The sequence below is a fragment of the Klebsiella sp. V115_8 genome (assembly GCF_029967715.1).
Lineage (GTDB): Bacteria > Pseudomonadota > Gammaproteobacteria > Enterobacterales > Enterobacteriaceae > Klebsiella > Klebsiella quasipneumoniae.
In genome coordinates this window covers 35,021-56,654 of sequence record NZ_JASCAR010000023.1, presented here as the reverse complement: position 1 = coordinate 56,654, position 21,634 = coordinate 35,021, and the positions used below count along the sequence as shown (strand labels likewise).

Sequence of the window (21,634 nt, the reverse complement as noted above, 5' to 3'; positions counted from 1 at the left end):
TTTTTTACCGCGAGATTCAGCAAAAAGTATACCTTAAATGCCGTATCCTGCAGGAACGCATCTGCCCGTCCCCCGTTCACCCTCCGCGGGGATCAATCGACGTAATCTTTCATCAGCCCGCCCAGCCACTCCATAAACAGATGCACGCGGCGGGAGAGATTGCGCCGGTGCGGGTAGATAAGCGAGACCGGCAGCGGCTCAGCGCGGTACTGGGGCAGGATCTCAATCAGTTCGCCGGCGCGTAACGCCTCGCGCACGCCGGTGCGTGGCACCTGAATAATTCCCAGCCCGGCGATACAGGCCGCCTGATAGGTTTCCGTGCTGTTGACCGTCAATATGCCGCCGCTTTTTACCCAGCGCACGGCGCCGTCGATCACCACCTCGAAGCCGGAAGGACGGACCCCGAGGGTGCTGGCGTAGTGGATCAGGGCATGATCCGCCAGATCCTCCAGGGATTGCGGGTAGCCAAAACGGGTCAGGTAGTCCGGGCTGGCGCAGTTAATTTGCGTCAGCTTGCCCAGCGGGCGGGCGATAAGCCCGGAGTCTTTGAGCGCGCCGACGCGCACCACGCAGTCAAACCCCTCGCGGATCACGTCCACCAGCCGGTCGCTGCTGCTCAGCTCCAGTTCGATGCCCGGATACTGCTGCAAAAAAGCCGGCAGGTGCGGGATCACCAGCTTTTTGGCAAAACCGACCGGCATATCCACCCGCAGCCGGCCGCTGATGCTCGCCGGATCGTGCTGGAACATACCGTCCAGTTCGTCGAGGTTGCTCAGCAGATCCTTCGCCCGCTCGTAGTAGACCATCCCATCCTGGGTGAGCTGAACCCGGCGGGTGGTACGGTGCAGGAGGCGCACGCCAAGATGGCTTTCCAGGGCCTGAATCTGCCGCGAGACGCTGCCTTTCGGCAGCGCCAAGGTCTCGGCGGCGCGGGAGAAACTCTCCAGATCCGCTACGCGAATGAATAACTGCATTGCATGAATTTTATCCATGCCGATGGCCTATTGTTGTTGTGAATGAAACAGTAAAACGTAATGTAGCGTATTTATTGTTTCACTGGCAGTTAATAAGCTGGAACACAATCACAACGCAACCTGAAAGGGGTCTTCTGATGACACAACGTATCGCTTTAGTGACCGGCGGCAGCCGCGGTCTGGGTAAAAACGCCGCGTTGAAGCTGGCGGCGAAGGGAACCGACATTCTTCTGACCTATCACAGCAACCGCCAGGCGGCGCTCGAGGTGGTGGCGGAGATTGAGCAAAAAGGAGTGAAGGCGGCAGCATTGGCGCTGAACGTCGGCGATCCTTCAACATTCGACGCTTTCGCCAGCGAGGTGGCGCAGGTGCTGGCGCAGAAGTGGGGACGCACCACCTTTGATTATTTACTGAACAACGCCGGGATCGGCCTCAACGTCCCCTTCGCCGAGACCAGCGAAGCGCAGTTTGACGAGCTGATGAACATTCAGTTCAAAGGCCCGTTTTTCCTGACCCAGCGGCTGCTGCCCCTCCTGCAGGACGGGGGCCGCATCCTCAACGTTTCCAGCGGCCTGGCGCGCTTTGCCCTGCCGGGCTATGCGGCCTACGCCGCGATGAAGGGGGCGATGGAGGTTCTGACCCGCTATCAGGCGAAAGAGCTGGGCGGACGGGGGATATCGGTGAACATCATCGCGCCGGGGGCCATTGAGACCGACTTTGGCGGCGGGGTGGTGCGCGATAACGCCGAGGTGAATCGGCATATCGCCGCCCAGACCGCGCTGGGGCGCGTCGGGCTACCGGATGATATCGGCGACGCCATCGCCGCCCTGCTCAGCGATGAGCTGGCGTGGATGAACGCGCAGCGCGTGGAAGTCTCGGGAGGAATGTTCCTCTGAACCCCGCTGTCGTCAGACCGTGAGCGGCGGTGCGCTAGGGCGCATCGCCCTCCGCGCGCAGCCGACCGAACAGCCAGTCATTGTGCCAGCGCCCGTTGAGCCAGTAGTTCTCCCGCAGCTCCCCCTCCAGCCGGAAGCCGGCTTTGAGCAGTAACTGCTTGGACGCCTCGTTGCCGGCGGTGACGCTGGCGGTCAGGCGGCGGACGCCGCCGGTGGTGAAGGCGTAGTCGCACAGCGCGCGCAGCGATTCGTAGCCGTAGCCACGACCCTGCGCCGCCGGGGCGAAGAGAAAGCCGACCTCGGCAATGTCGCGCTGATGATGTTGGTAACCGGTGAGGCCGAGCGGGGTATGGGTCAGCCTGTCGCGCACCACCAGGCACAGCCAGTGTTCATCCCCGGGCGTCCACGGCGGCAGCCGCGAATCGAACGCCTCGCGGATGGCCGCCTGCGGCCTGGGGTCGGCCACGTAGAGCATGACCTGCGGATCCTGCTGCAGGGAAAGAAAAAACGACCAGTCGTCCAGCTGCAGCGGTGAGCAGCGCAGGCGCGGCGTCAGAAGTTCAGGCATAAGCGTCATTCCGGGCAGGGCGAATCTTCTGAACATAGCAGGAGAAGGCCGCCGGGAACAGCCCGACTAGGTTGGCTCGCCGTAGAGGCCAATCAGCCGGCGCACGACGCCGTTGGTCCAGCCGAAGCCATCCTGCAGGGGATACTCCCCGCCGCCGCCCTCATGCGGAACGCCGGTGGCGATGTGGTATTTCTCAATCAGCTTGTGGTGCTGCTTGTAGAAGTGGTTGACCGTCTGCAGCCAGCTCCAGGCGATCTCATCGCCCAGCGGATCCTGGCCGTAGCGTTTAAATCCCTGCACCGCCATCCACTGCAGCGGCGCCCAGCCGTTGGGTTTATCCCACTGCTCGCCGCTCTCGTATTCGGTGGCCATGATCCCGCCGGGGGTGAGCAGGCGGGCCCGCACCGCATCGGCAAGGCGTTCCGCCTGTTCGTGGGTCGCCAGGCCGACGTAAAGGGTGACAATGCTGGCGGCGGAAAACAGCGCCAGCTGTTCGCGGCGCCAGTCATAATCGCGAAAACAGCCGTTCTCATCGTCCCACAGATAGCGGTTAACCGCCGCCCGCCGATCCTGAGCCTTCTGGCGGAAGGCCGCTTCCGTCTCGCGATCGCCCTTCAGGCCGGAGAGGTTGGCGATGGTCGTCTCCAGCTTGAACAGGAAGGCGTTCAGGTCGATGGGGATAAACTGCGTGGTACGGATACTGGCCAGTCGCGTGATATCCCGCAGCCAGCGGCTGGAGTAGTCCCAGCCGGACGCGGCGCCCGCCCGCAGGTCGCGGTAGACTTCATTGGCCGGCCGTCCGGAGTGTCGGGCGGTCTCCACGTCCTCGCGCCACGATTCATCCCGCGGCGTGTCCCGGTCGTCCCAGTAGCGATTGAGCAGGGAGCCATCCGGCATGCGCACCACGTGCCGATACGCCTGATGCGGGATCAGCGACTCGGCGCCGTCCATCCAGAAGGCATGCTCCATCTTCAGATGATCCAGATAGCGCTTCGCGCCGCGCACGCCGTCCTCTTCAAAAAGTTCGACCATCAGAGCGAACACCGGGGGCTGCGAGCGGCTGAGGTAGTAGGTGCGGTTACCGTTCGGAATGTGACCGTAGGTTTCAATCAGCCAGGCGAAGTTATCGGCCATGCATTTCAGCAGATCTTCCCGGCCGCTCTCCGCCAGCCCCAGCATGGTGAAATAAGAGTCCCAGTAATAGGTTTCGCTAAAGCGACCGCCGGGCACGATATAGGCCTGCGGCAGCGCCAGCAGCGATGACCAGGGGATATGATCCTGAGGCTCGCGGGTCAACACCGGCCATAGCTTATCGATATGCTCTTTCAGCGTCAGGCTGGGGTCGGAGGTGTAGACGTCGGTATGGCTCTCCGGCAGCCAGAAATTATCCTCAACGAACTGCCGCAGGTCGAAATCGGGCTGGCGTTTGACCTTCCGGTAGTTCCGCAGGATGTCCAGCGGGTCGTGTTTCGGCGCGCAGTCGGGAAAAGTTTTGCTGTCGGCAAAAATGCGTGATTTCTGCACGTTGGTAAACAGCTCAAGATAGCGATCCGCCGGGGTGAGGGCATCGGAGGCCGGAAGCCCCTCGATCACCTCAGGCTCCGGTTCAGCGTCAATCATCTCATCCAGCTTTAATTCGTACGGATCGGCTTCGTAGCAGGGATCGATGTCGATCCTTAACTCGTCGTCTTCAACGTGGCGTAATTTCTGGCTGAACATAGCGATACGGACCTCCGGATAGCGTGAGTTCGCGGCCGGGCGTACCCGGCCTTGTCTTTTAAGCGTAGACAGTCGCTTCGGTGAGTGTGAAGTAAACTGTGCGTTAGATCACGCTTTTCCGCCTGCAGGGGACGCGGTGATTTCTAATTAACACCTTGATAAATAATAAATAAGTTCGCGATTAGGTGAAGATAAAATTCGGAGCATTCATTATGCAACAAAATTTTATCCCGGCGCGCTCACTCCCACGCCGCCTCCAGCATCTCCAGCAGCTGTTCGCTGCTCAGGCTGACCGGATTGGCCTTCATCGACGAGGAGGTGCTGGCGGCCAGCGCCGCCGGCTCCAGGGCGTCGCGCGCCACGCCGAGGTCGCGCAGGGTGCCGAGACCGGCGCGATGGCTCCATTCCCGCAGACTGTCCCAGACCCGATCCGCCGGGACCTCCAGCCCCTCGGCCAGCCAGCGGCGAACGTCGTTGAAGCGCTGGCGCAGGGCGGGGTCGTTTATCTGCGACTCATTCAGCGCCAGCCCAAACGGCAGCAGGCTGCCGCATAAGGCGCCGTGCGAGGCGCGGCTCAGGCCGCCCAGCGGGCCGGCGAGGCCGTGGATCACCCCCAGCCCGGCGTTCGCCAGCGCCACTCCGCCGCACAGGCTGACCCAGGCCATCTCGTCGCGGCTGGCCGGGCACTCTTTTTCCATCAGAACCTTCAGCGCGCGGATGCCGCGCGGGATCGCCTGCTGACAGAGGGCGTCGGTGAAAGGGGTGGCCCGGCTGCAGAGCCAGGGCTCGATCACCTGGGTCAGGGCGTCGAGGCCGGAGCTCAGGGTGATGCTGCGCGGCGCGTTGTCGGTTAGCGCCGGGTCGACAATGGCCAGGTCAGGCAGCATCCGGTCGTCGCGCAGGCTCACTTTCCGCTGCTGTTCCACGACGTTGAGCACCGCATTTTTAGTGACTTCCGCGCCTGTGCCCGCGGTGGTGGGGATCGCCACGAACGGCAGCGGGCTGGCTTCCAGCTGACGGCCCGTTCCCACGACTTCCAGATAGTCGATCAGCGGGCCGGTGGCGGGCGCCAGCGCCGCAATCGCCTTACCGGCGTCAATCACCGCGCCGCCGCCGAGGCTAACCACCGCCCTGATCCCTTTCTCGCGCGCCAGCTGGACGCCCTGCTCAATATCGATAAGCCAGGGTTCGCGGCTTATCGCCAGCGTCGTGACCGCCAGCTGCAACGCCTCCAGCTGATGGCGGAGAAACGCCGCCCGCTCCGGGCTGGCGCCATGCACCAGCAGAACAGGACCGCCCTGCTGCGCCAGCCAGGGGGCGGCGCTCTGGGCCTGACCGCGGCCAAAACGAATATTTGCAGGCATCAAAACGGTAAAAGGGGTCAACATGTCGGGTTCCTTTTCGGCAAACAGGCTGGAATCAACTATACACATTATCCAGCGCTCTGCCTTGTTGCTGGCTGGCAATAGAGTAGAGTGAATGAACTCTCTTTTATGGCTGAGGAATCGCTGACGATGCTAACAATTCTGGGCAAACGCTCTTCAATCAATGTACGGAAAGTGCTGTGGACCTGCGAGGAGATCGGGCTGGCGTACCAGCAGGAGGATTACGGCAGCGGGTTTAAGCCCCTGGACACCCCCGAATTTCAGCGCCTGAATCCTAACAGCCTGGTGCCGGTACTGCTGGACGATGACTTTGTGCTCTGGGAGTCGAACAGTATCTGCCGCTATCTGGCGCGAAAAGCGGAGCGCTGGGATCTGCTGCCCGCCGAGCCGCAGCCCGCCGCCGAGGTGGAGCACTGGATGGACTGGCAGGCGACCGAGTTCAATAATGCCTGGCGCCATGCTTTTATGGGGCTGGTGCGTAAAGATCCCCGCTTTCAGGATCCGGCGGCGATTAAAGAGAGCATTGCCGCCTGGACCCACTGCGTGCGCATTGTCGAAGCGCAGCTGCAGCGGACCGGGGCGTGGGTCGCCGGCGAGCGCTTCACCCTGGCTGATATTGTGCTGGGCCTGTCGGTGCATCGCTGGAAGATGACGCCCTTTGCCCATCCGGAAATGCCGGCCGTGGAGCGCTGGTATATGGCGCTCAATCAGCGCCCGGCGTTTATGCGCCATGGAAATAACGGCGTGGCGTAGCGAACGGGCCAGGGCCTTATCGATTTTTCAGCGTATTCGCTTTGCACTGGCGGGGTAATGCCGCTACGATCCCGCGTCTATTTTTTATCCCATCCCAAATAACGTGTGGCAGGCAGGTGCAGTTTGAAAAAACGGTTAGGCCTTGTGCTACTGGCATTACTGTTGATTTCAGGCTGTTCCGGCACGCTGTCGCAAATGAGCCCGCCCAGCAATGAAACCAGTCTGACAGGGCGCAACGGTCAGCGGCTTTCCGTCGATGATTATGTCAGGCATTACATGCGCGAGAAGCAGGTCAGCGGCATGGTGGTGGCAATTATTCATCATAACGGCCCGGCGGAGTTTCACTGCTTCGGCGTGACCGATGACCAACATCGCTACCCGATAACCCCGCATACGCTGTTTGCCCTCGGCTCGCTGAGCAAAGGGGTTACCGCCGAAGTGGTCACGATGCTGGTGAACGAGGGCCGTTTCCACTGGCGCGACACGCTGCATATCCTGCTGCCGCCGGGTACCGCGCTGAGTGAGGATGCCCGTAAGATAACCTTGCTGCAGCTGGTGACGCATACCTCAGGGCTGCCGCGGCAACCGATGAATATGCTGTCGCTTGAGCACCTGCTGGCCTATCTCAACGATGGCGAGAACTTCTACCATGAGCTCGATGCCGATGGCGTACTGAGTTATCTGCAGCATTTCCAGGCCCCGGCGGAACCGGCGCCGAGTTACTCCAACCTCGGCTACGCGATCCTCGGCTATCTTCTCCAGTACCAGACTGGCGAATCGATTGAGACGCTGGCCTCGCGGATGATCTTCCGCCCGCTGGCGATGGGGAACACCAGCTTCCTGCCGCAAACGCTGCGTGATTATCCGTGGCGGGCGCTGGGCCATGCTGGCGATCAGCCGAAGTTTAAACCCCGCGGCGCGCTGACGCCGGACTGGCAGTTCCGTCATAACATGGTCGGCGCGGCGAGTTTGTACAGCGACGCCGGGGATCTGATTCACTATGCCCGCGCCCACTTCGCGCCCACCGGTCAGGCGGCGCTGGATCAGGCGTTCCGCGACGTTAGCGTCGACTATTATCCGCGACGGATTGAAGCGGCGAATATCGCCTGGGTAACAGACACGTTCGGCGAGCAGCAATTAACCTATCAGGTGGGGTACATCGGCGGCTATTCGAGCTATATCGGTTTTGATAAAGCGAATCAGAATGCGGTGGTGGTGCTGCAAAACAGCTTTAACTGGAGCAACTATATCGGCCACCAGATCCTGCGTCACCTGGCGGCGCAATAAAAAAGCCCCGTCCGGAGACGGGGCTGCGCGCCTTAGCGCATGGTGACAAACTCTTCTGCCGCCGTTGGGTGAATGGCGACGGTGTTGTCGAAGTCTTTTTTGGTGGCGCCCATCTTCAACGCCACCGCAAAGCCCTGCAGCATCTCATCCATCCCGAAGCCGATGCCATGGATACCGACAATCTTCTCTTCCGGGCCGACGCACACCAGCTTCATGCGGCACGGCTGGCGGTGCGAGGTGACAGCGGTGTACATCGCGGTGAAGGAGGATTTGTAGACCTTCACGGCGTCGTCGCCATACTGCTCGCGCGCCTGCGGCTCGGTTAAGCCGACGGTGCCGATAGGCGGGTGGCTGAAGACCACGGTCGGAATGTTGTTGTAGTCCAGATGCTCTTCCGGTTTGTTGTTAAACAGGCGTTCGGAGAGACGACGGCCTGCGGCCACGGCCACCGGGGTCAGCTCAACGGCGCCGGTGTTATCGCCCACGGCGTAGATGCCCGGCACGCTGGTGTTCTGGAACTTATCGACGACGATGTAGCCTTTATCGTCAGTTTTCACGCCGGTAGCCGCCAGGTTGAAGTTATCGGTCGCCGGTTCGCGGCCAATCGCCCAGATCAGGCAGTCAACGGTCTGGCTGCGGCCATCTTCCAGCTCAAGGGTCAGGCTGCCGTCGGCATGCTTCACCACCGCTTTCGGGATGGCGTTGGTATGCAGCTGCGGACCTTCGGCGTTCATCACTTCCACCAGCGTTTCGACGATCAGCGGATCGAAGCTGCGCAGCGGCGCGTGCTTGCGCACGAACAGGTGGGTTTCAGCGCCGAGGCCGTTAATCACCCCCGCCAGCTCAACGGCGATGTAGCCCGCGCCGACCACCGCCACGCGCTTCGGCAGCGCCGGCAGTTCGAAGAAACCGTCGGAATCAATACCGTATTCCACGCCCGGAATGGTCGGGTGGCTCGGACGGCCGCCGGTGGCGATCAGGATATGATCGGCCGTAATGGTCTCGCCGTTCACTTCCACGGTGTGGGCATCGACAAAGCGCGCAAAGCCTTTAATCACGTCGACGTTGTTCTTACCCAGCACGTTGTCGTAGGAGGTATGAATGCGGTCGATATAGGCGCTGCGGCTGGCGACCAGCTTCTCCCAGTCGAAATGGTTGATGGTGGTATCGAAACCGTAGTCCGGGCCGTAAAGATGAATCGCTTCGCGGATCTGCGCCGCATGCCACATCACTTTTTTCGGCACGCAGCCGACGTTGACGCAGGTGCCGCCCAGCGCTTTGGCTTCAATCAGCGCGCACTTCTGGCCGTACATGGCCGCACGGTTAATCGAGGCGATACCGCCGCTACCGCCGCCGATGGCGAGGTAATCATAATGTTTGCTCATGCCCATATGTCCTTAATCGTTGATTGCCGCGATTGTAACGCGAGGCGTAAAAGGTTCCACCGATGGTTGCGATTACTCCGGCACGATCCAGCTGACGGTCGTGTGACCGGTACCGGCCGGCACCAGCTTGCTGTGCAGCCACGGCAGCACATTGTTCATCTGCTGCTCCAGCTTCCACGGCGGGTTGATGACGATCATCCCGGAGGCGGTCATGCCGCGCTGGTCGCTGTCAGGACGTACCGCCAGCTCAATCTGCAGAATCTTGCGAATGCCAGTGGCTTCTAAGTCTTTGATCATGCGTTTGATTTGCGCGCGCAGCACCACCGGGTACCACAGCGCGTAGGTGCCGGTGGCGAAGCGTTTGTAGCCTTCGTTAATTCCGGTCACCACCGCCTGATAGTCGGTTTTAATTTCGTACGGCGGGTCGATCAGAATCAGACCGCGGCGCGAGACCGGCGGCAGTTTGGCTTTCAGCTGCTGGTAGCCATCGGCTTTATCGACGCGCGCGCGGCTGTCTTTCTGAAACTCGGCGCGCAGCAGCGGGAAGTCGCTCGGGTGCAGCTCGGTCATCTGCAGGCTGTCCTGCTCGCGCAGCAGCTGGCGGGCGATCAGCGGAGAACCCGGGTAGTAGCGCAGCTGGCCGTTACGGTTGAAGTGTTCGACCACCGAAATATAGGGCTCAAGCTCTGCCGGCAGGTCGTCCTGCTGCCAGATGCGGGCGATGCCTTCGAGATACTCGCCGGTACGCTCGGCGTGCTCGCCGCTCAGCTGATAGCGGCCCGCGCCGGCGTGGGTGTCCAGGTAGAGAAACGGTTTTTCTTTCTCTTTCAGCGCTTCAATGATCAGGCTCTGAACGGTGTGTTTGAGGACGTCGGCGTGGTTGCCTGCGTGAAAGCTGTGGCGATAACTGAGCATGGATGCAGAGATTCCGGGAAATAAACAAGTTAACCGATAGTTTACCGCAGATCGGCCGAGATTACCGCTGCGCCGCCGCGCTGTTTCATTTCTGCCAAAAGCGTTGCAAAACATAACGCTGTCATAAAAGCGTCAAACGGCCGCGCTAGCGTCGGAGACAGGCAAGGTAATTGTTTGAATAAAAGGAAAAATAATGAAAAAGCAACTCTCGCTGCTGGCCGTCGCGCTGCTGCTGGCGCAACCGGTTCTGGCTAAAGACATCCCGCTGAACAAGGCGGCGGCCCTCGCCAATAGCGTGACGCCGGCTGCCTCCAGTCAGGCGTATGACGATCTTGAGCAACAGGCGCTGGCGCAGTTGCGCCACGCGCTGCAAGGGGATGCCGCGACGCTGACCCGCGATCGGTTGGCGCACACGAAACAAAACAAAACCCAGGCCGATACCGCCTGGCTGAAGGCCAGCGGCTACGACTTCCAGACCCGGGCAAACCAGCAGGCGGATATTGCGCTATTGTCGGCGTTCAGCAGTCTGCCGGAGACCGTCGTGAAGCAGAATCTGGCGACGGTGACCGCCATCAACCGCGACGCCGTGCAGACCACCCGCCGTCAGGCGCTGGCCGATGCGCAAGGGATTAGCTACCTCTATTTCCTCAGCGACGCGCTGGGGCCTCGTCTGGGCAACGCGTTTCTGACCGCCTATGACCAGGGCGCGCTGGGGAAAGCGGCGGCGCTGATCAAAGCCTCGGAAGTCAGCACCGGCGAGGCGAAAAAGCACTTCCACAATCCGCGGCCGTTCCTGGTCCAGGGCAACACCATTCACCTGGTGCCGGACGACGTGGTGGTGAAGGATAACCAGCCCTATACCGCCGACGGCGGCTCGTTCCCCAGCGGCCACACCAACACTGGCTATACCGATGCGCTGCTGCTGGCGGCGATGATCCCGGAGCGCTACGACGCGCTGGTGGCGCGCGGCGCCCGCTATGGCTACTCGCGCATTGTGCTGGGCGTCCACTATCCGCTGGACGTGATCGGCTCGCGGATGGTGGCCGAGCGCAACGTGGCCCATTATCTTAACGATCCGCGCTACCGGGTATTATTTAACGAAGCCCGCGATCAGCTGCGTGCCGCGCTGGCGAAAGCCTGCGGTACGTCGCTTGCCGAGTGCGCGAAGAGCAGCGTGAAAGACGATCCCTGGCGCGATCCGGCGATGCGTGATTTCACTCGTTTCACCATGACCTACGACCTGCCGCGGCAGAAGGGGCCGCAGCCGAGCCTGCAGGCGCCGGAGGGGGCGGAAGTGCTGCTGGAGGCTGCCCTGCCGCAGCTGTCAGCGGCCCAGCGTCGGGCGCTGATGGTCAACACCGCGCTGCCAGCGGGCTACCCGCTGTCCGGCGCCACCCCCGAACAGCAGTTCTGGCAGCGGCTGAATCTGTCGGCGGCCTGGGAGATGGCGCAAAAAAGGCATTAATGCGGTTTCCGGCACGCTGCGCCGCGTGTCGCGCTTTTCCGGCAACGGGCGGACTTATCGCAGCAATACCCAGGCTGACGCACCGCCCGTCATTGAAATTCCCCCAACTATCCCCCATTCTAGATCTCATGCATAAGCGCCGGACGCGCGCTTCACTCACCCTTTTCAACAGGACAGCGCATATGACCAATCCATTACTGACGCCTTTTTCCCTGCCGCCTTTTTCTGCGATCAAACCAGAGCACGTGGTCCCTGCGGTCACCAAAGCGCTGGAGGATTGCCGGGCCGCGGTGGAAAGCGCAGTGGCGCACGGCGCGCCGTATAGCTGGGAAAATCTTTGCCAGCCGCTGGCGGAAGTGGACGATGTGCTGGGACGCATCTTCTCGCCTGTCAGCCATCTCAATTCGGTAAAAAACAGCCCGGAACTGCGTGAGGCCTACGAACAGACGCTGCCGCTGCTCTCCGAGTACAGCACCTGGGTCGGCCAGCATGAAGGCCTGTATAAAGCTTACCGCGATCTGCGCGATGGCGATAACTACGCCACGCTGAATACCGCGCAGAAAAAAGCGGTGGATAACGCGCTGCGCGATTTCGAATTATCCGGTATTGGCCTGCCGCCGGAGGCGCAGAAACGCTACGGTGAAATCGCCGCGCGCCTCTCTGAGCTGGGCAACCAGTACAGCAACAACGTCCTTGACGCCACCATGGGCTGGAACAAGCTGGTGACCGACGTCGCCGATCTGGCCGGTATGCCGGAAAGCGCGCTGGCCGCCGCTCAGGCGCAGGCCCAGGCCAAAGAGCAGGAAGGGTATCTGCTGACCCTGGATATCCCGAGCTACCTGCCGGTGATGACCTACTGCGACAACCAGGCGCTGCGCGAAGAGATGTACCGCGCCTACTCCACGCGCGCCTCCGACCAGGGGCCAAACGCCGGTAAATGGGATAACAGCCCGGTGATGGCGGAGATCCTCGCCCTGCGCCACGAGCTGGCGCAGCTGCTGGGCTTTGACAGCTACGCCTTTAAATCCCTCGCCACCAAAATGGCGGAGGATCCGCAGCAGGTGCTCGACTTCCTCACCGACCTGGCAAAACGCGCCCGTCCGCAGGGCGAAAAAGAGCTGGCCCAGCTGCGCGCTTTCGCTAAAGCCGAGTTCGGCGTCGAAGAGCTGCAGCCGTGGGACATCGCTTACTACAGCGAAAAACAGAAACAGCATCTCTACAGCATCAGCGATGAGCAGCTGCGCCCCTATTTCCCGGAAAACAAAGCCGTTAACGGTCTGTTCGAAGTGGTGAAGCGCATTTACGGCATTACCGCCAAAGAGCGTACCGATGTCGACGTGTGGCATCCGGAAGTGCGCTTCTTCGAGCTGTATGACGAACACAACGAGCTGCGCGGCAGCTTCTATCTCGACCTGTATGCCCGCGAGCACAAGCGCGGCGGGGCGTGGATGGACGACTGCGTCGGCCAGATGCGTAAGCTGGATGGTTCCCTGCAGAAGCCGGTCGCCTACCTGACCTGTAACTTCAACCGTCCGGTCAACGGCAAACCGGCGCTGTTCACCCACGACGAAGTGATCACCCTGTTCCACGAGTTCGGCCACGGTCTGCACCACATGCTGACCCGCATCGATACCGCCGGGGTTTCCGGCATCAGCGGGGTGCCGTGGGACGCGGTCGAGCTGCCGAGCCAGTTTATGGAAAACTGGTGCTGGGAGCCGGAAGCGCTGGCCTTTATCTCCGGTCATTATGAAACCGGTGAACCGCTGCCGCAGGCGCTGCTGGAGAAAATGCTGGCGGCGAAAAACTACCAGGCGGCGATGTTTATTCTGCGCCAGCTGGAGTTCGGCCTGTTCGATTTCCGCCTGCACGCGGAGTACAAGCCGGAGCAGGGGGCGAAAATCCTTGAGACCCTCGCGGAGATTAAAAAGCAGGTCGCCGTGGTGCCGGGCCCAACCTGGGGCCGCTTCCCGCACGCCTTCAGCCATATCTTCGCCGGCGGTTACGCGGCGGGTTACTACAGCTACCTGTGGGCTGACGTGCTGGCGGCAGACGCCTTCTCACGCTTCGAAGAAGAGGGGATCTTCAACCGTGAAACCGGTCAGTCGTTCCTCGATAACATCCTGAGTCGCGGCGGTTCTGAAGAGCCGATGGTGCTGTTCAAACGCTTCCGCGGGCGCGAGCCGCAGCTGGATGCGATGCTGGAGCATTACGGGATCAAGGGTTAAGTCTGCGGTGAAGATCTGCTTAATTGATGAAACGGGCGCCGGAGACGGCGCCTTATCTGTTTTAGCCGCCCGCTGGGGGCTGGAGCAGGATGACGATAACCTGATGGCGCTGGTGCTGACCGCTGAGCATCTGGAGCTGCGTAAGCGCGATGAGCCTAAACTCGGCGGTATCTTCGTCGATTTCGTCGGCGGGGCGATGGCCCACCGGCGCAAGTTTGGCGGCGGCCGCGGTGAAGCGGTGGCCAAAGCGGTCGGTATTAAAGGCGATTATCTGCCGGATGTCGTCGATGCCACCGCCGGATTGGGGCGTGACGCCTTTGTGCTGGCGTCGGTCGGCTGTCGCGTGCGGATGCTGGAGCGTAATCCGGTGGTCGCCGCGCTGCTCGACGATGGCCTGGCCCGCGGCTATGCCGATGCGGAAATCGGCGGCTGGCTGCAGGAGCGGCTGCAGCTGATCCACGCCTCCAGCCTGACGGCGCTGACCGATATTACCCCGCGTCCGCAGGTGGTCTACCTCGACCCGATGTTCCCGCATAAGCAGAAAAGCGCGCTGGTGAAGAAAGAGATGCGCGTCTTTCAGTCGCTGGTGGGGCCCGATTTAGACGCCGATGGCCTGCTGGCCCCGGCGCGCCAGCTGGCGACCAAACGGGTGGTGGTGAAGCGCCCGGATTACGCGCCGCCGCTGGCGGAAGTCGCCACGCCGAACGCGGTGGTGACCAAAGGGCATCGGTTTGATATATACGCCGGCACGCCGGCGTAAATTTGCAATCTATCAGGCAACGCGCCGTCATGTTGCCGGGTGGCGGCTGCGCCTTACCCGGCCTACATAATCATTTATATATCAGATGGATAACATTCCCGCAGGTCCGGGCTGAGAAAGGCGTAAACCGACGATCATCTCTACCGCTCAGCTTCCCCCGGGGTATTAATCATCCGGTTCAGCCACGGCACCATCAGCGCCATCACCACCGTGACCCCCAGGGTCACCAGGCCAATTTTACTGAACACGCTGGTGTAAACGGGCAGCGTCTGCAGCGGGTCGGTGATATTTTCCGGCACCGCGGTGAAGGTCGCCACATAGCCGCCGAGCAGGAACGCGGCGGCCTGGGTCAGGAACCACATCCCCAGAATAAAGCCCATCAGATGCTGCGGCACCAGCGCGGCGACCATCGCCAGCCCCAGGGCGCTGATCAGCAACTCGCCCAGGCTCTGGAACAGATAAACCAGCACAATAAACCACGGCGAGGTTAATCCCTGGGCGTCGGCGAACCACATCCCGGCGGCCGCGGCGGTAAGGAAGCCCAGCGCGCAGAGGAACATCCCGAGGGTAAATTTCACCGGCATGGTCAGGTCTTTACCCTTGTGGCCGAGATGGGTGTAGATCGCCGCCAGCACCGGGCTGGCCACCACCACCCAGAAGGGGTTCAGGGCCTGGAAACTGACCGGGTTGATGGTAAAACCCAGGATCTGATGATGGACGTTATTGATGGCGAAGAAGTTCAGCGAGGTCGGCATCTGGGCGTAGAGAATGTAAAACAGCACCGCCTCGATCATCAGGATAAAGGCGACGAACATTTTGTTGCGCCCGGTTTTATCAAGGCGAAACGCCTCGCGGAAAAAGAACGCAATAACCACGACCGACAGGACAATCAGCACCAGGTTGGCGATCATCACGTTATGCATCAGCCAGGCGCAGAGAAAAATCATCACCACCGTACCGGCCAGCACCAGCGCCAGATTGCGCAGGCTGAGGGGGCGATGATCGGGCTCGGAACCAATCTCTTTCACCATCCCGCGGCAGGCGAGGTAGACCAGCAGCGCGATAATCAGCCCCGCGCCGCACAGGTTATAGGTCACCGCGTAGCCAAACTTTTCCGCGATCACCGGCGCCAGCGACAGCGACAGCAGCGAACCGATGTTTATCGACATATAAAACAGGGTAAACGCCCCGTCGAGACGGGCATCCTTCGGCGGATAGCATTTTGACAGCAGGCTCGCCGGGTTGGCTTTAAACAAACCGTTGCCGACGGCGATGGTGCCGAGGGCGATAAAGATCAGCTGCGGTTTCAGCAGCGACATCCCGGTCATAAAGTAGCCGATGGCCAGCACAATCGCGCCGAGCACCAGCGTGCGTTTGGTCCCCAGCAGATGGTCGCCCACGTAGCCGCCGATGGAGATCAGCCCGTAAACCAGCGCCGCGAAGGCGCCGAAGGTGATAAAGGCCTGTTCCTGAGAGAAGCCCAACTGTTTAACAAAGAAGACCGCCAGGATCCCCTGAACGCCGTAATAGCCAAAACGTTCCCAGAGCTCCACAAAGAAGATCATAAAGAACGGACGAGGTTGCTGCAGCAAGCCCGTAGGTGCAGTTGTATTCATATTCCTTCGCCTTGTATTACTTTCCCAAAAAGTATGAACGCGTATGCCAGAACGCGCCGAAAATGTCTGATAACTCGCCATGCTGCGGTTATTGGCTTATTGAATAGATTATTATATAGATGTTTTAGTGAATAACTGGTTGATCACACTAATTGAATGGCTTTTTTATGGAGTTAAGCTCTATTGTCTGGCGAGGCGGAAGCGAAAATAAAAACGCCCGCAGCGGCGGGCGTCTGGCATGACACAACGGGACGGTTATTCGTCTTCTTCGTCGCGTAGCGGGACAATCAGCATGTCGACATGGACGGTGTTGATCAGCTGACGGGCAGAGGACATCAGCTTGCTCCAGAAGTCCTGATGGTGGCCGCAGACCACCAGGTCCATATCATATTTTTTAATCGCATCGACCAGCACCTGGCCCAGGTCGCCGCTGCCGCTCAGGGTCTCGGTGATCGGGTAGCCGGCGTTGGTCGAGAGCTCGGTCAGCGCGTGATGGGTCTCTTCGGAGATGCGTTTTTGCATGTCGCCGAGGTTCACGTCAATCAGCCCGGTGTAGAGGTCGGAGTAATTCACATCCACGTGGATCAGGGAGACTTTCGCGTTATACGGGCGGGCCATAGAAACGGCTTTTTCAACCAGTACTTTACTCTCCGGGGACAGGTCTACTGCAATCAGAATATGTTTGTAAGCCATAGTGTTACTCCTTCCATAAGTTTGTCGATGACCATTGGACCTGACAGCTGGTGCTGCCGTTTCGCCCGCGTCCTGCGTGCTACATTCGCGGGAGGGTAGCCTTTAAGGACTTCATTGTAGAAGATATTTCTTACCTTATAGCGCCCCCCGCACTCCGTCAATGCACTGGGTTCACCTAAAAGTTAAACAAATTTATCCGTCTTACGTATTGATAACGAATAACCTTGTGGTAAAAAAATTAATGGATCTCCTACACTATTTAATGAGCCGGTCGGAAAAATAAATGTGATCGGAATCGCACTCTTTACGGTATTGTCGTCGGTTATTTGGGGAGCGGTAGCCGCGGAGGGTTTCTCCGTGGGCGGGTCGCCGGGGAGGAGGTATGATCAGCACTATTGCGCTGTTTTGGGCCCTGTGTGTCGTTTGTGTGGTGAATATGGCACGCTACTTCTCATCGTTGCGTGCATTATTGGTTGTGCTACGTGGTTGCGATCCCTTGCTCTATCAGTACGTCGATGGCGGCGGCTTTTTTACCTCGCACGGGCAGCCCAGCAAACAGATGCGCCTGGTGTGGTATATCTATGCCCAGCGCTACCGTGACCATCATGACGATGAATTTATTCGTCGCTGCGAACGTGTTCGTCGCCAGTTTATTCTGACCAGCGCCCTGTGCGGCCTGGTGGTGGTGAGCCTGATTGCGTTGATGATTTGGCACTGACGGCATCTTCGGGATAAAAAAACGGGCCAGCAAGCTGGCCCGTTTTGAACGAATAACGCTTAAATCAGCTTCAGGGAGAGCCAGTAAAGGACGCCTGAAAGGATAATCGCTGCCGGCAGGGTCAGCACCCAGGCCATCAGAATGCTCGTCACCGTCTTTTTCTGCAGACCACCGCCATCCACCAGCATCGTCCCCGCTACCGAGGAGGAGAGTACGTGGGTGGTGGAGACCGGCATCCCGGTGTAGCTCGCCAGACCGATAGACACCGCCGCAGTCATCTGCGCCGACATCCCCTGGGCGTAGGTCATGCCCTTCTTACCAATCTTCTCACCGATAGTGGTCGCCACGCGGCGCCAGCCGATCATGGTGCCAATACCCAGCGCCAGCGCGACCGCCATTATAATCCAGATTGGCGCGTACTCGATGGTGCTCAGCATATCGGTTTTCAGTTTCTTCAGCAGACGCTGGTCGTCAGCGCTCACGTCCGGCAGTTTCGCCACTTTGTCGGTGGTGTCGGAGATGCAGAGCATGATGCGACGCAGCTGGCCGCGCTGTTCCGGTTTTAGCGACTCGTAGTTCTCAACGCCGGTCAGCATGGTCTTCACGCGGTCAAGGGCGTTGATGGTGTTCGCCGGATGACAATGAAACTCGCCGTTGGCCGCGGTATTGGTGTCCGGAGAGGGAACCAGCTGGTCAACGCCGGTGGCTTTCTTCAGCAGGTCAGGGCGCTGCTGGAAGAAGGTTTCCACGTTGTTGACCGCATCGCGGGTACGGGTGATTTCGTAACCGGAGGCGTTCATATTCACCACGAAGCCCGCCGGGGCGACGCCAATCAGGACCAGCATCACCAGACCAATACCTTTCTGTCCATCGTTAGCGCCGTGAGAGAACGACACGCCGATAGCGGACAGGATCAGGGCGATACGGGTCCAGAACGGCGGCTTTTTCTTGCCGTCTTTCTTTTCACGCTCCGCTGGGGTCAGGTGGATACGCGCCCGTTTCTTGGTGCCGCTCCAGTAGCGACGCAGCAGGAAAATCAGGCCGCCCGCGATCACCAGGCCGACGATAGGCGAGATAATCAGCGATCCAAAAATGCCGATGACTTTCGGGATATTCAGCGCGTCAACGACCGACGTACCGGTCATTAAGGCATTGGTGAGACCGATCCCGATGATAGCGCCGATCAGCGTATGGGAACTGGATGCCGGCAGGCCGAAGTACCAGGTGCCGAGGTTCCAGATGATCGCCGCCAGCAGCATAGAGAACACCATGGCGAGGCCATGTGCGGAACCCATGTTAAGCAGCAGATCGGTCGGCAGCATATGCACGATGGCATAGGCTACGCTGAGACCCCCCAGCAGAACGCCGAAGAAGTTGAAGAGCGCCGCCATCGCCACAGCGAGCTGTGAGCGCATAGCGCGAGTGTAGATAACCGTAGCCACCGCGTTTGCGGTATCATGGAAACCGTTAATCGCTTCGTAAAACAGTACAAAAGCTAAAGCAAGCAATAATAATAGTCCGGTATGTAAATCCAGACCGGCAAATAAATGTAGCATAGGACGTTACGCCATTTTGAGGACATGAACGCGGCGCATTATCAGTGACTTTAGCGGCGCGGGCAAAGTGAAATATAGACTTTTTTTGATTTTCTTCCTGTTTAGGTTTTACCCTGTTGGGAGTAATCCTATATCTTTCAATGATGTATCTAATGCGGGATTTTTCCCGCTGGTGTGACCAGAGTGAAATATTTACAAAACCCGACAATTGGGGAACGAGGAATGCGCTGTGGAAAGGTTTGATGCCATTGTCGTTGGCGCCGGAGCGGCGGGAATGTTTTGCGCAGCGCAGGCGGGGCAGCTCGGCTGTCGCGTTCTGCTGCTCGACAACGGCAAAAAGCCGGGGCGAAAAATTCTGATGTCCGGCGGCGGTCGCTGCAACTTTACCAATATGTATGTTGAGCCGGCGGCCTATTTGAGCCAAAACCCGCATTTTTGCAAATCTGCCCTGGCGCGCTACACCCAGTGGGACTTTATCGAGCTGGTCGGCAAATATGGCATCGCCTGGCATGAGAAAACCCTCGGTCAGCTGTTTTGCGATGATTCGGCGGAACAGATCGTCAATCTGTTGCTGGCGGAATGCGAAAAGGGCGGCGTGCAGATCCGCCTGCGCAGCGAAATCCTCTGCGTCGAGCGCGACGAGCAAGGTTACCGGCTCCAGGTGAACGGCGAAACGCTGGCGACCAAAAAGCTGGTGATCGCCTCCGGCGGCTTGTCGATGCCGGGCCTTGGCGCCTCGCCGTTCGGCTATAAAATCGCCGAACAGTTCGGCCTGAAGGTGCTGCCGACCCGTGCGGGTCTGGTGCCGTTTACCCTGCACAAGCCGCTGCTTGAGCAGCTGCAGGTTCTCTCCGGCGTCTCGGTGCCGTCGACCATCACCGCCGAGAACGGCACCCTGTTCCGCGAAAATCTGTTGTTCACCCATCGCGGCCTTTCCGGACCGGCGGTGCTGCAAATTTCCAGCTACTGGCAGCCCGGCGAGTTCGTCACCGTGAATCTGCTGCCGGACTGCAATCTTGAAGACTTCCTTAACGAGCAGCGCGGCGCGCATCCCAACCAGAGCCTGAAAAACACCCTCGCGATGCAGTTGCCGAAGCGGCTGGTGGAGTGCCTGCAGCAGCTGGGGCAAATTCCTGATGTCACGCTGAAGCAGCTGAACGTTCGCGACCAGCAGGCGCTGGTGGAGACGCTGACCGCCTGGCGCGTGCAGCCGAACGGCACCGAAGGCTACCGGACGGCGGAGGTGACCCTCGGCGGCGTGGACACCAATGAGCTCTCGTCGCGTACTATGGAGGCGCGCAAGTCGCCGGGCCTCTACTTTATCGGCGAAGTGATGGACGTCACCGGCTGGCTCGGCGGGTATAACTTCCAGTGGGCGTGGTCAAGCGCCTGGGCCTGCGCGCAGGCGCTGGTGGACGCTTAAACTAAGGGCCCGGGCATTCGGCGCCCGGGCGTGTAGGTTAGTTCAACCCAAGAAAATACTGGGCGATTTTGAAATAGATGATCAGTCCGGTGCCATCGATCAGCGTGGCGATAAACGGCGCGGAAACCACCGCCGGATCGATGCCGATCCGTTTAAGCACCATCGGGATGACCGACGAGACAATCGCGCTCCACAGGGTAATGCATACCAGCGTCAGGCTGACGATCAGCGTGATTTCCATGCCGATGCCCATCATCCAGGCGCGCAGGCAGCCCGCCAGCCCCAGCGTTAAGGCAATCAGAAATGAGGTCGATACCTCTTTGCGGATCACCCGCCCCATATCGCGCAGCCGTACTTCTCCCAGCGCCATCGAGCGCACCAGCGTCGAGGTGATCTGCGTTCCGCTGTTGCCGCCGGTACCGATGAGCAACGGAATAAAGAAGGCCAGCGCGATGGCCGATTCCAGCGCCTCTTCAAAATGCTGCAGCACGCTGCTGGTGTAGGCTTCGGCCACGAACAGCAGCAGCAGCCACACCGAGCGTTTCTTCCACAGCGTCCAGGGGCTGATGTCCAGATACGGTTTTTCCAGCGGCAGCGTCGCCCCCTGCAGCTGGGCGTCCTCGGTGACGTCATCCTCCAGCAGATGGGCGATCTCCTTTTCCATCAGGCAGCCGACCAGCTCGCCTTTATCGACGACGGGAACCAGGTCGAGGCCGCGCTCGTTGAGCTCGGCAATCACCTGCGGGCGTTCATCGTCAGGTTTGACGCGGAACAGGCAGCTGTCCATCAGGTAGCGGATAGACTGCCCGACATCCCCTTCCTGCAGTAGCTTTTTGACCGACAGGCTGCCGCGCAGCTTCTTGCCGGCGACCACAAACACCTGGCCGGGAATATCATCGCTGGTGAGCTGTGAGATAAAGTGCTCCCGCGCTTCATGGACGCTGAGATGTTCCTGCAGCGTAATAAAGTCGGTACGCATGTACTGGGCGATGGCATCGCCGTCGAAGCCAGAGGTCGCCTGATGGGCGGCGCAGAGTTGAATGGAAGACATGATTAAAATCCCTATAAAAAATCACTCATAGGGGCGAACAAGACAGGGTTAGCGCAGGCAGATCCCTACGTCCTGGTTTTAGCACTGCATAACGTATCTGAACGGTCATGACCGCCAGAAGTTACCTTGGCAACACCTTGATTCGATGGAAGCCTGTATTTCCCTGAGTGGTCTCTCTCGATACCAACAGGGCGGTAACTTGTATTTATGCAGGAGCCTCGCCATAACGAGATCGTTAAATGAGG

The 21,634-nt window shown here is 59.9% G+C and carries 18 protein-coding genes and 1 riboswitch; of the genes, 8 read left to right on the top strand and 10 right to left on the bottom strand.

The window, feature by feature from the left end; all coding sequences use genetic code 11:
• Positions 1 to 92: 92 nt before the first annotated feature.
• Positions 93 to 992: a LysR family transcriptional regulator gene (locus QLG03_RS07890; RefSeq protein WP_023291285.1), complete on the bottom strand. Its 900-nt coding sequence runs from the start codon at positions 990 to 992 to the stop codon at positions 93 to 95.
• A 119-nt stretch (positions 993 to 1,111) separates the two neighbouring features.
• Here QLG03_RS07890 and QLG03_RS07885 point away from each other — a divergent pair, with 119 nt between their 5' ends.
• Complete coding sequence (locus tag QLG03_RS07885) at positions 1,112 to 1,870, top strand: SDR family oxidoreductase (protein WP_023291284.1); 759 nt, start codon at positions 1,112 to 1,114, stop codon at positions 1,868 to 1,870.
• Positions 1,871 to 1,904: 34 nt separating this feature from the next.
• Here the strand turns inward: QLG03_RS07885 and QLG03_RS07880 are convergent, their stop codons facing one another.
• The 3 genes from QLG03_RS07880 to QLG03_RS07870 form a co-directional block, all read right to left on the bottom strand.
• Positions 1,905 to 2,438 carry a GNAT family protein gene (locus QLG03_RS07880; protein WP_023291283.1) on the bottom strand — a complete coding sequence of 178 codons (534 nt, stop codon included), beginning with the start codon at positions 2,436 to 2,438 and terminating at the stop codon, positions 1,905 to 1,907.
• Positions 2,439 to 2,504: 66 nt separating this feature from the next.
• Positions 2,505 to 4,157: an alpha,alpha-trehalase gene (locus tag QLG03_RS07875; protein WP_023291282.1), complete on the bottom strand. Its 1,653-nt coding sequence runs from the start codon at positions 4,155 to 4,157 to the stop codon at positions 2,505 to 2,507.
• 239 nt (positions 4,158 to 4,396) lie between these two features.
• On the bottom strand, positions 4,397 to 5,545 hold the full coding sequence (locus tag QLG03_RS07870; protein ID WP_255989261.1) for an iron-containing alcohol dehydrogenase: 1,149 nt from the start codon (positions 5,543 to 5,545) through the stop codon (positions 4,397 to 4,399).
• A 126-nt stretch (positions 5,546 to 5,671) separates the two neighbouring features.
• Between QLG03_RS07870 and QLG03_RS07865 the strand changes: the two genes are divergently transcribed.
• On the top strand, positions 5,672 to 6,295 hold the full coding sequence (locus QLG03_RS07865; protein WP_048298718.1) for a glutathione S-transferase: 624 nt from the start codon (positions 5,672 to 5,674) through the stop codon (positions 6,293 to 6,295).
• Positions 6,296 to 6,490: 195 nt separating this feature from the next.
• A complete protein-coding gene (locus QLG03_RS07860; RefSeq protein WP_255989353.1) occupies positions 6,491 to 7,582 on the top strand; it encodes a serine hydrolase domain-containing protein in 1,092 nt (363 codons plus the stop codon).
• Between the two features lie 32 nt (positions 7,583 to 7,614).
• Here QLG03_RS07860 and gorA read toward each other — a convergent pair whose 3' ends face one another.
• Together gorA and QLG03_RS07850 are read right to left on the bottom strand one after the other, a co-directional pair.
• Positions 7,615 to 8,967: a glutathione-disulfide reductase gene (gene gorA / locus QLG03_RS07855; RefSeq protein ID WP_032454297.1), complete on the bottom strand. Its 1,353-nt coding sequence runs from the start codon at positions 8,965 to 8,967 to the stop codon at positions 7,615 to 7,617.
• Positions 8,968 to 9,039: 72 nt separating this feature from the next.
• A complete protein-coding gene (locus tag QLG03_RS07850; protein WP_004204945.1) occupies positions 9,040 to 9,882 on the bottom strand; it encodes a 23S rRNA (adenine(2030)-N(6))-methyltransferase RlmJ in 843 nt (280 codons plus the stop codon).
• Between the two features lie 193 nt (positions 9,883 to 10,075).
• Between QLG03_RS07850 and QLG03_RS07845 the strand changes: the two genes are divergently transcribed.
• The 3 genes from QLG03_RS07845 (at position 10,076) to rsmJ (ending at position 14,332) form a co-directional block, all read left to right on the top strand.
• Positions 10,076 to 11,347, top strand: a complete 1,272-nt coding sequence (locus tag QLG03_RS07845; RefSeq protein WP_023291277.1) for a phosphatase PAP2 family protein — start codon at positions 10,076 to 10,078, stop codon at positions 11,345 to 11,347.
• Positions 11,348 to 11,529: 182 nt separating this feature from the next.
• A complete protein-coding gene (gene prlC, locus QLG03_RS07840) occupies positions 11,530 to 13,572 on the top strand; it encodes an oligopeptidase A (protein WP_023291276.1) in 2,043 nt (680 codons plus the stop codon).
• Between the two features lie 7 nt (positions 13,573 to 13,579).
• Entirely contained in the window at positions 13,580 to 14,332 is a 753-nt protein-coding gene (rsmJ, locus tag QLG03_RS07835; protein ID WP_032429010.1) for a 16S rRNA (guanine(1516)-N(2))-methyltransferase RsmJ, read from the top strand.
• Between the two features lie 140 nt (positions 14,333 to 14,472).
• Here the strand turns inward: rsmJ and dtpB are convergent, their stop codons facing one another.
• Together dtpB and uspA are read right to left on the bottom strand one after the other, a co-directional pair.
• Positions 14,473 to 15,948, bottom strand: coding sequence for a dipeptide/tripeptide permease DtpB (dtpB, locus tag QLG03_RS07830; protein ID WP_032454295.1), 1,476 nt, complete (start codon positions 15,946 to 15,948; stop codon positions 14,473 to 14,475).
• A gap of 255 nt (positions 15,949 to 16,203) precedes the next feature.
• Positions 16,204 to 16,641 carry a universal stress protein UspA gene (gene uspA, locus QLG03_RS07825; RefSeq protein ID WP_004145166.1) on the bottom strand — a complete coding sequence of 146 codons (438 nt, stop codon included), beginning with the start codon at positions 16,639 to 16,641 and terminating at the stop codon, positions 16,204 to 16,206.
• Between the two features lie 382 nt (positions 16,642 to 17,023).
• Between uspA and uspB the strand changes: the two genes are divergently transcribed.
• The gene (gene uspB / locus QLG03_RS07820) at positions 17,024 to 17,359 is read left to right on the top strand and encodes a universal stress protein UspB (RefSeq protein WP_002921203.1); all 336 of its coding nucleotides are present in this window, start codon (positions 17,024 to 17,026) and stop codon (positions 17,357 to 17,359) included.
• A gap of 59 nt (positions 17,360 to 17,418) precedes the next feature.
• Here uspB and pitA read toward each other — a convergent pair whose 3' ends face one another.
• The gene (gene pitA, locus QLG03_RS07815; protein ID WP_004204940.1) at positions 17,419 to 18,915 is read right to left on the bottom strand and encodes an inorganic phosphate transporter PitA; all 1,497 of its coding nucleotides are present in this window, start codon (positions 18,913 to 18,915) and stop codon (positions 17,419 to 17,421) included.
• Positions 18,916 to 19,144: 229 nt separating this feature from the next.
• Here pitA and QLG03_RS07810 point away from each other — a divergent pair, with 229 nt between their 5' ends.
• Complete coding sequence (locus QLG03_RS07810; protein ID WP_255989256.1) at positions 19,145 to 20,338, top strand: NAD(P)/FAD-dependent oxidoreductase; 1,194 nt, start codon at positions 19,145 to 19,147, stop codon at positions 20,336 to 20,338.
• Between the two features lie 37 nt (positions 20,339 to 20,375).
• Here QLG03_RS07810 and QLG03_RS07805 read toward each other — a convergent pair whose 3' ends face one another.
• Positions 20,376 to 21,389, bottom strand: coding sequence for a magnesium transporter (locus tag QLG03_RS07805; RefSeq protein ID WP_023291272.1), 1,014 nt, complete (start codon positions 21,387 to 21,389; stop codon positions 20,376 to 20,378).
• A gap of 56 nt (positions 21,390 to 21,445) precedes the next feature.
• A riboswitch (M-box (ykoK) riboswitch) is annotated at positions 21,446 to 21,627 on the bottom strand.
• Positions 21,628 to 21,634: the final 7 nt, after the last annotated feature.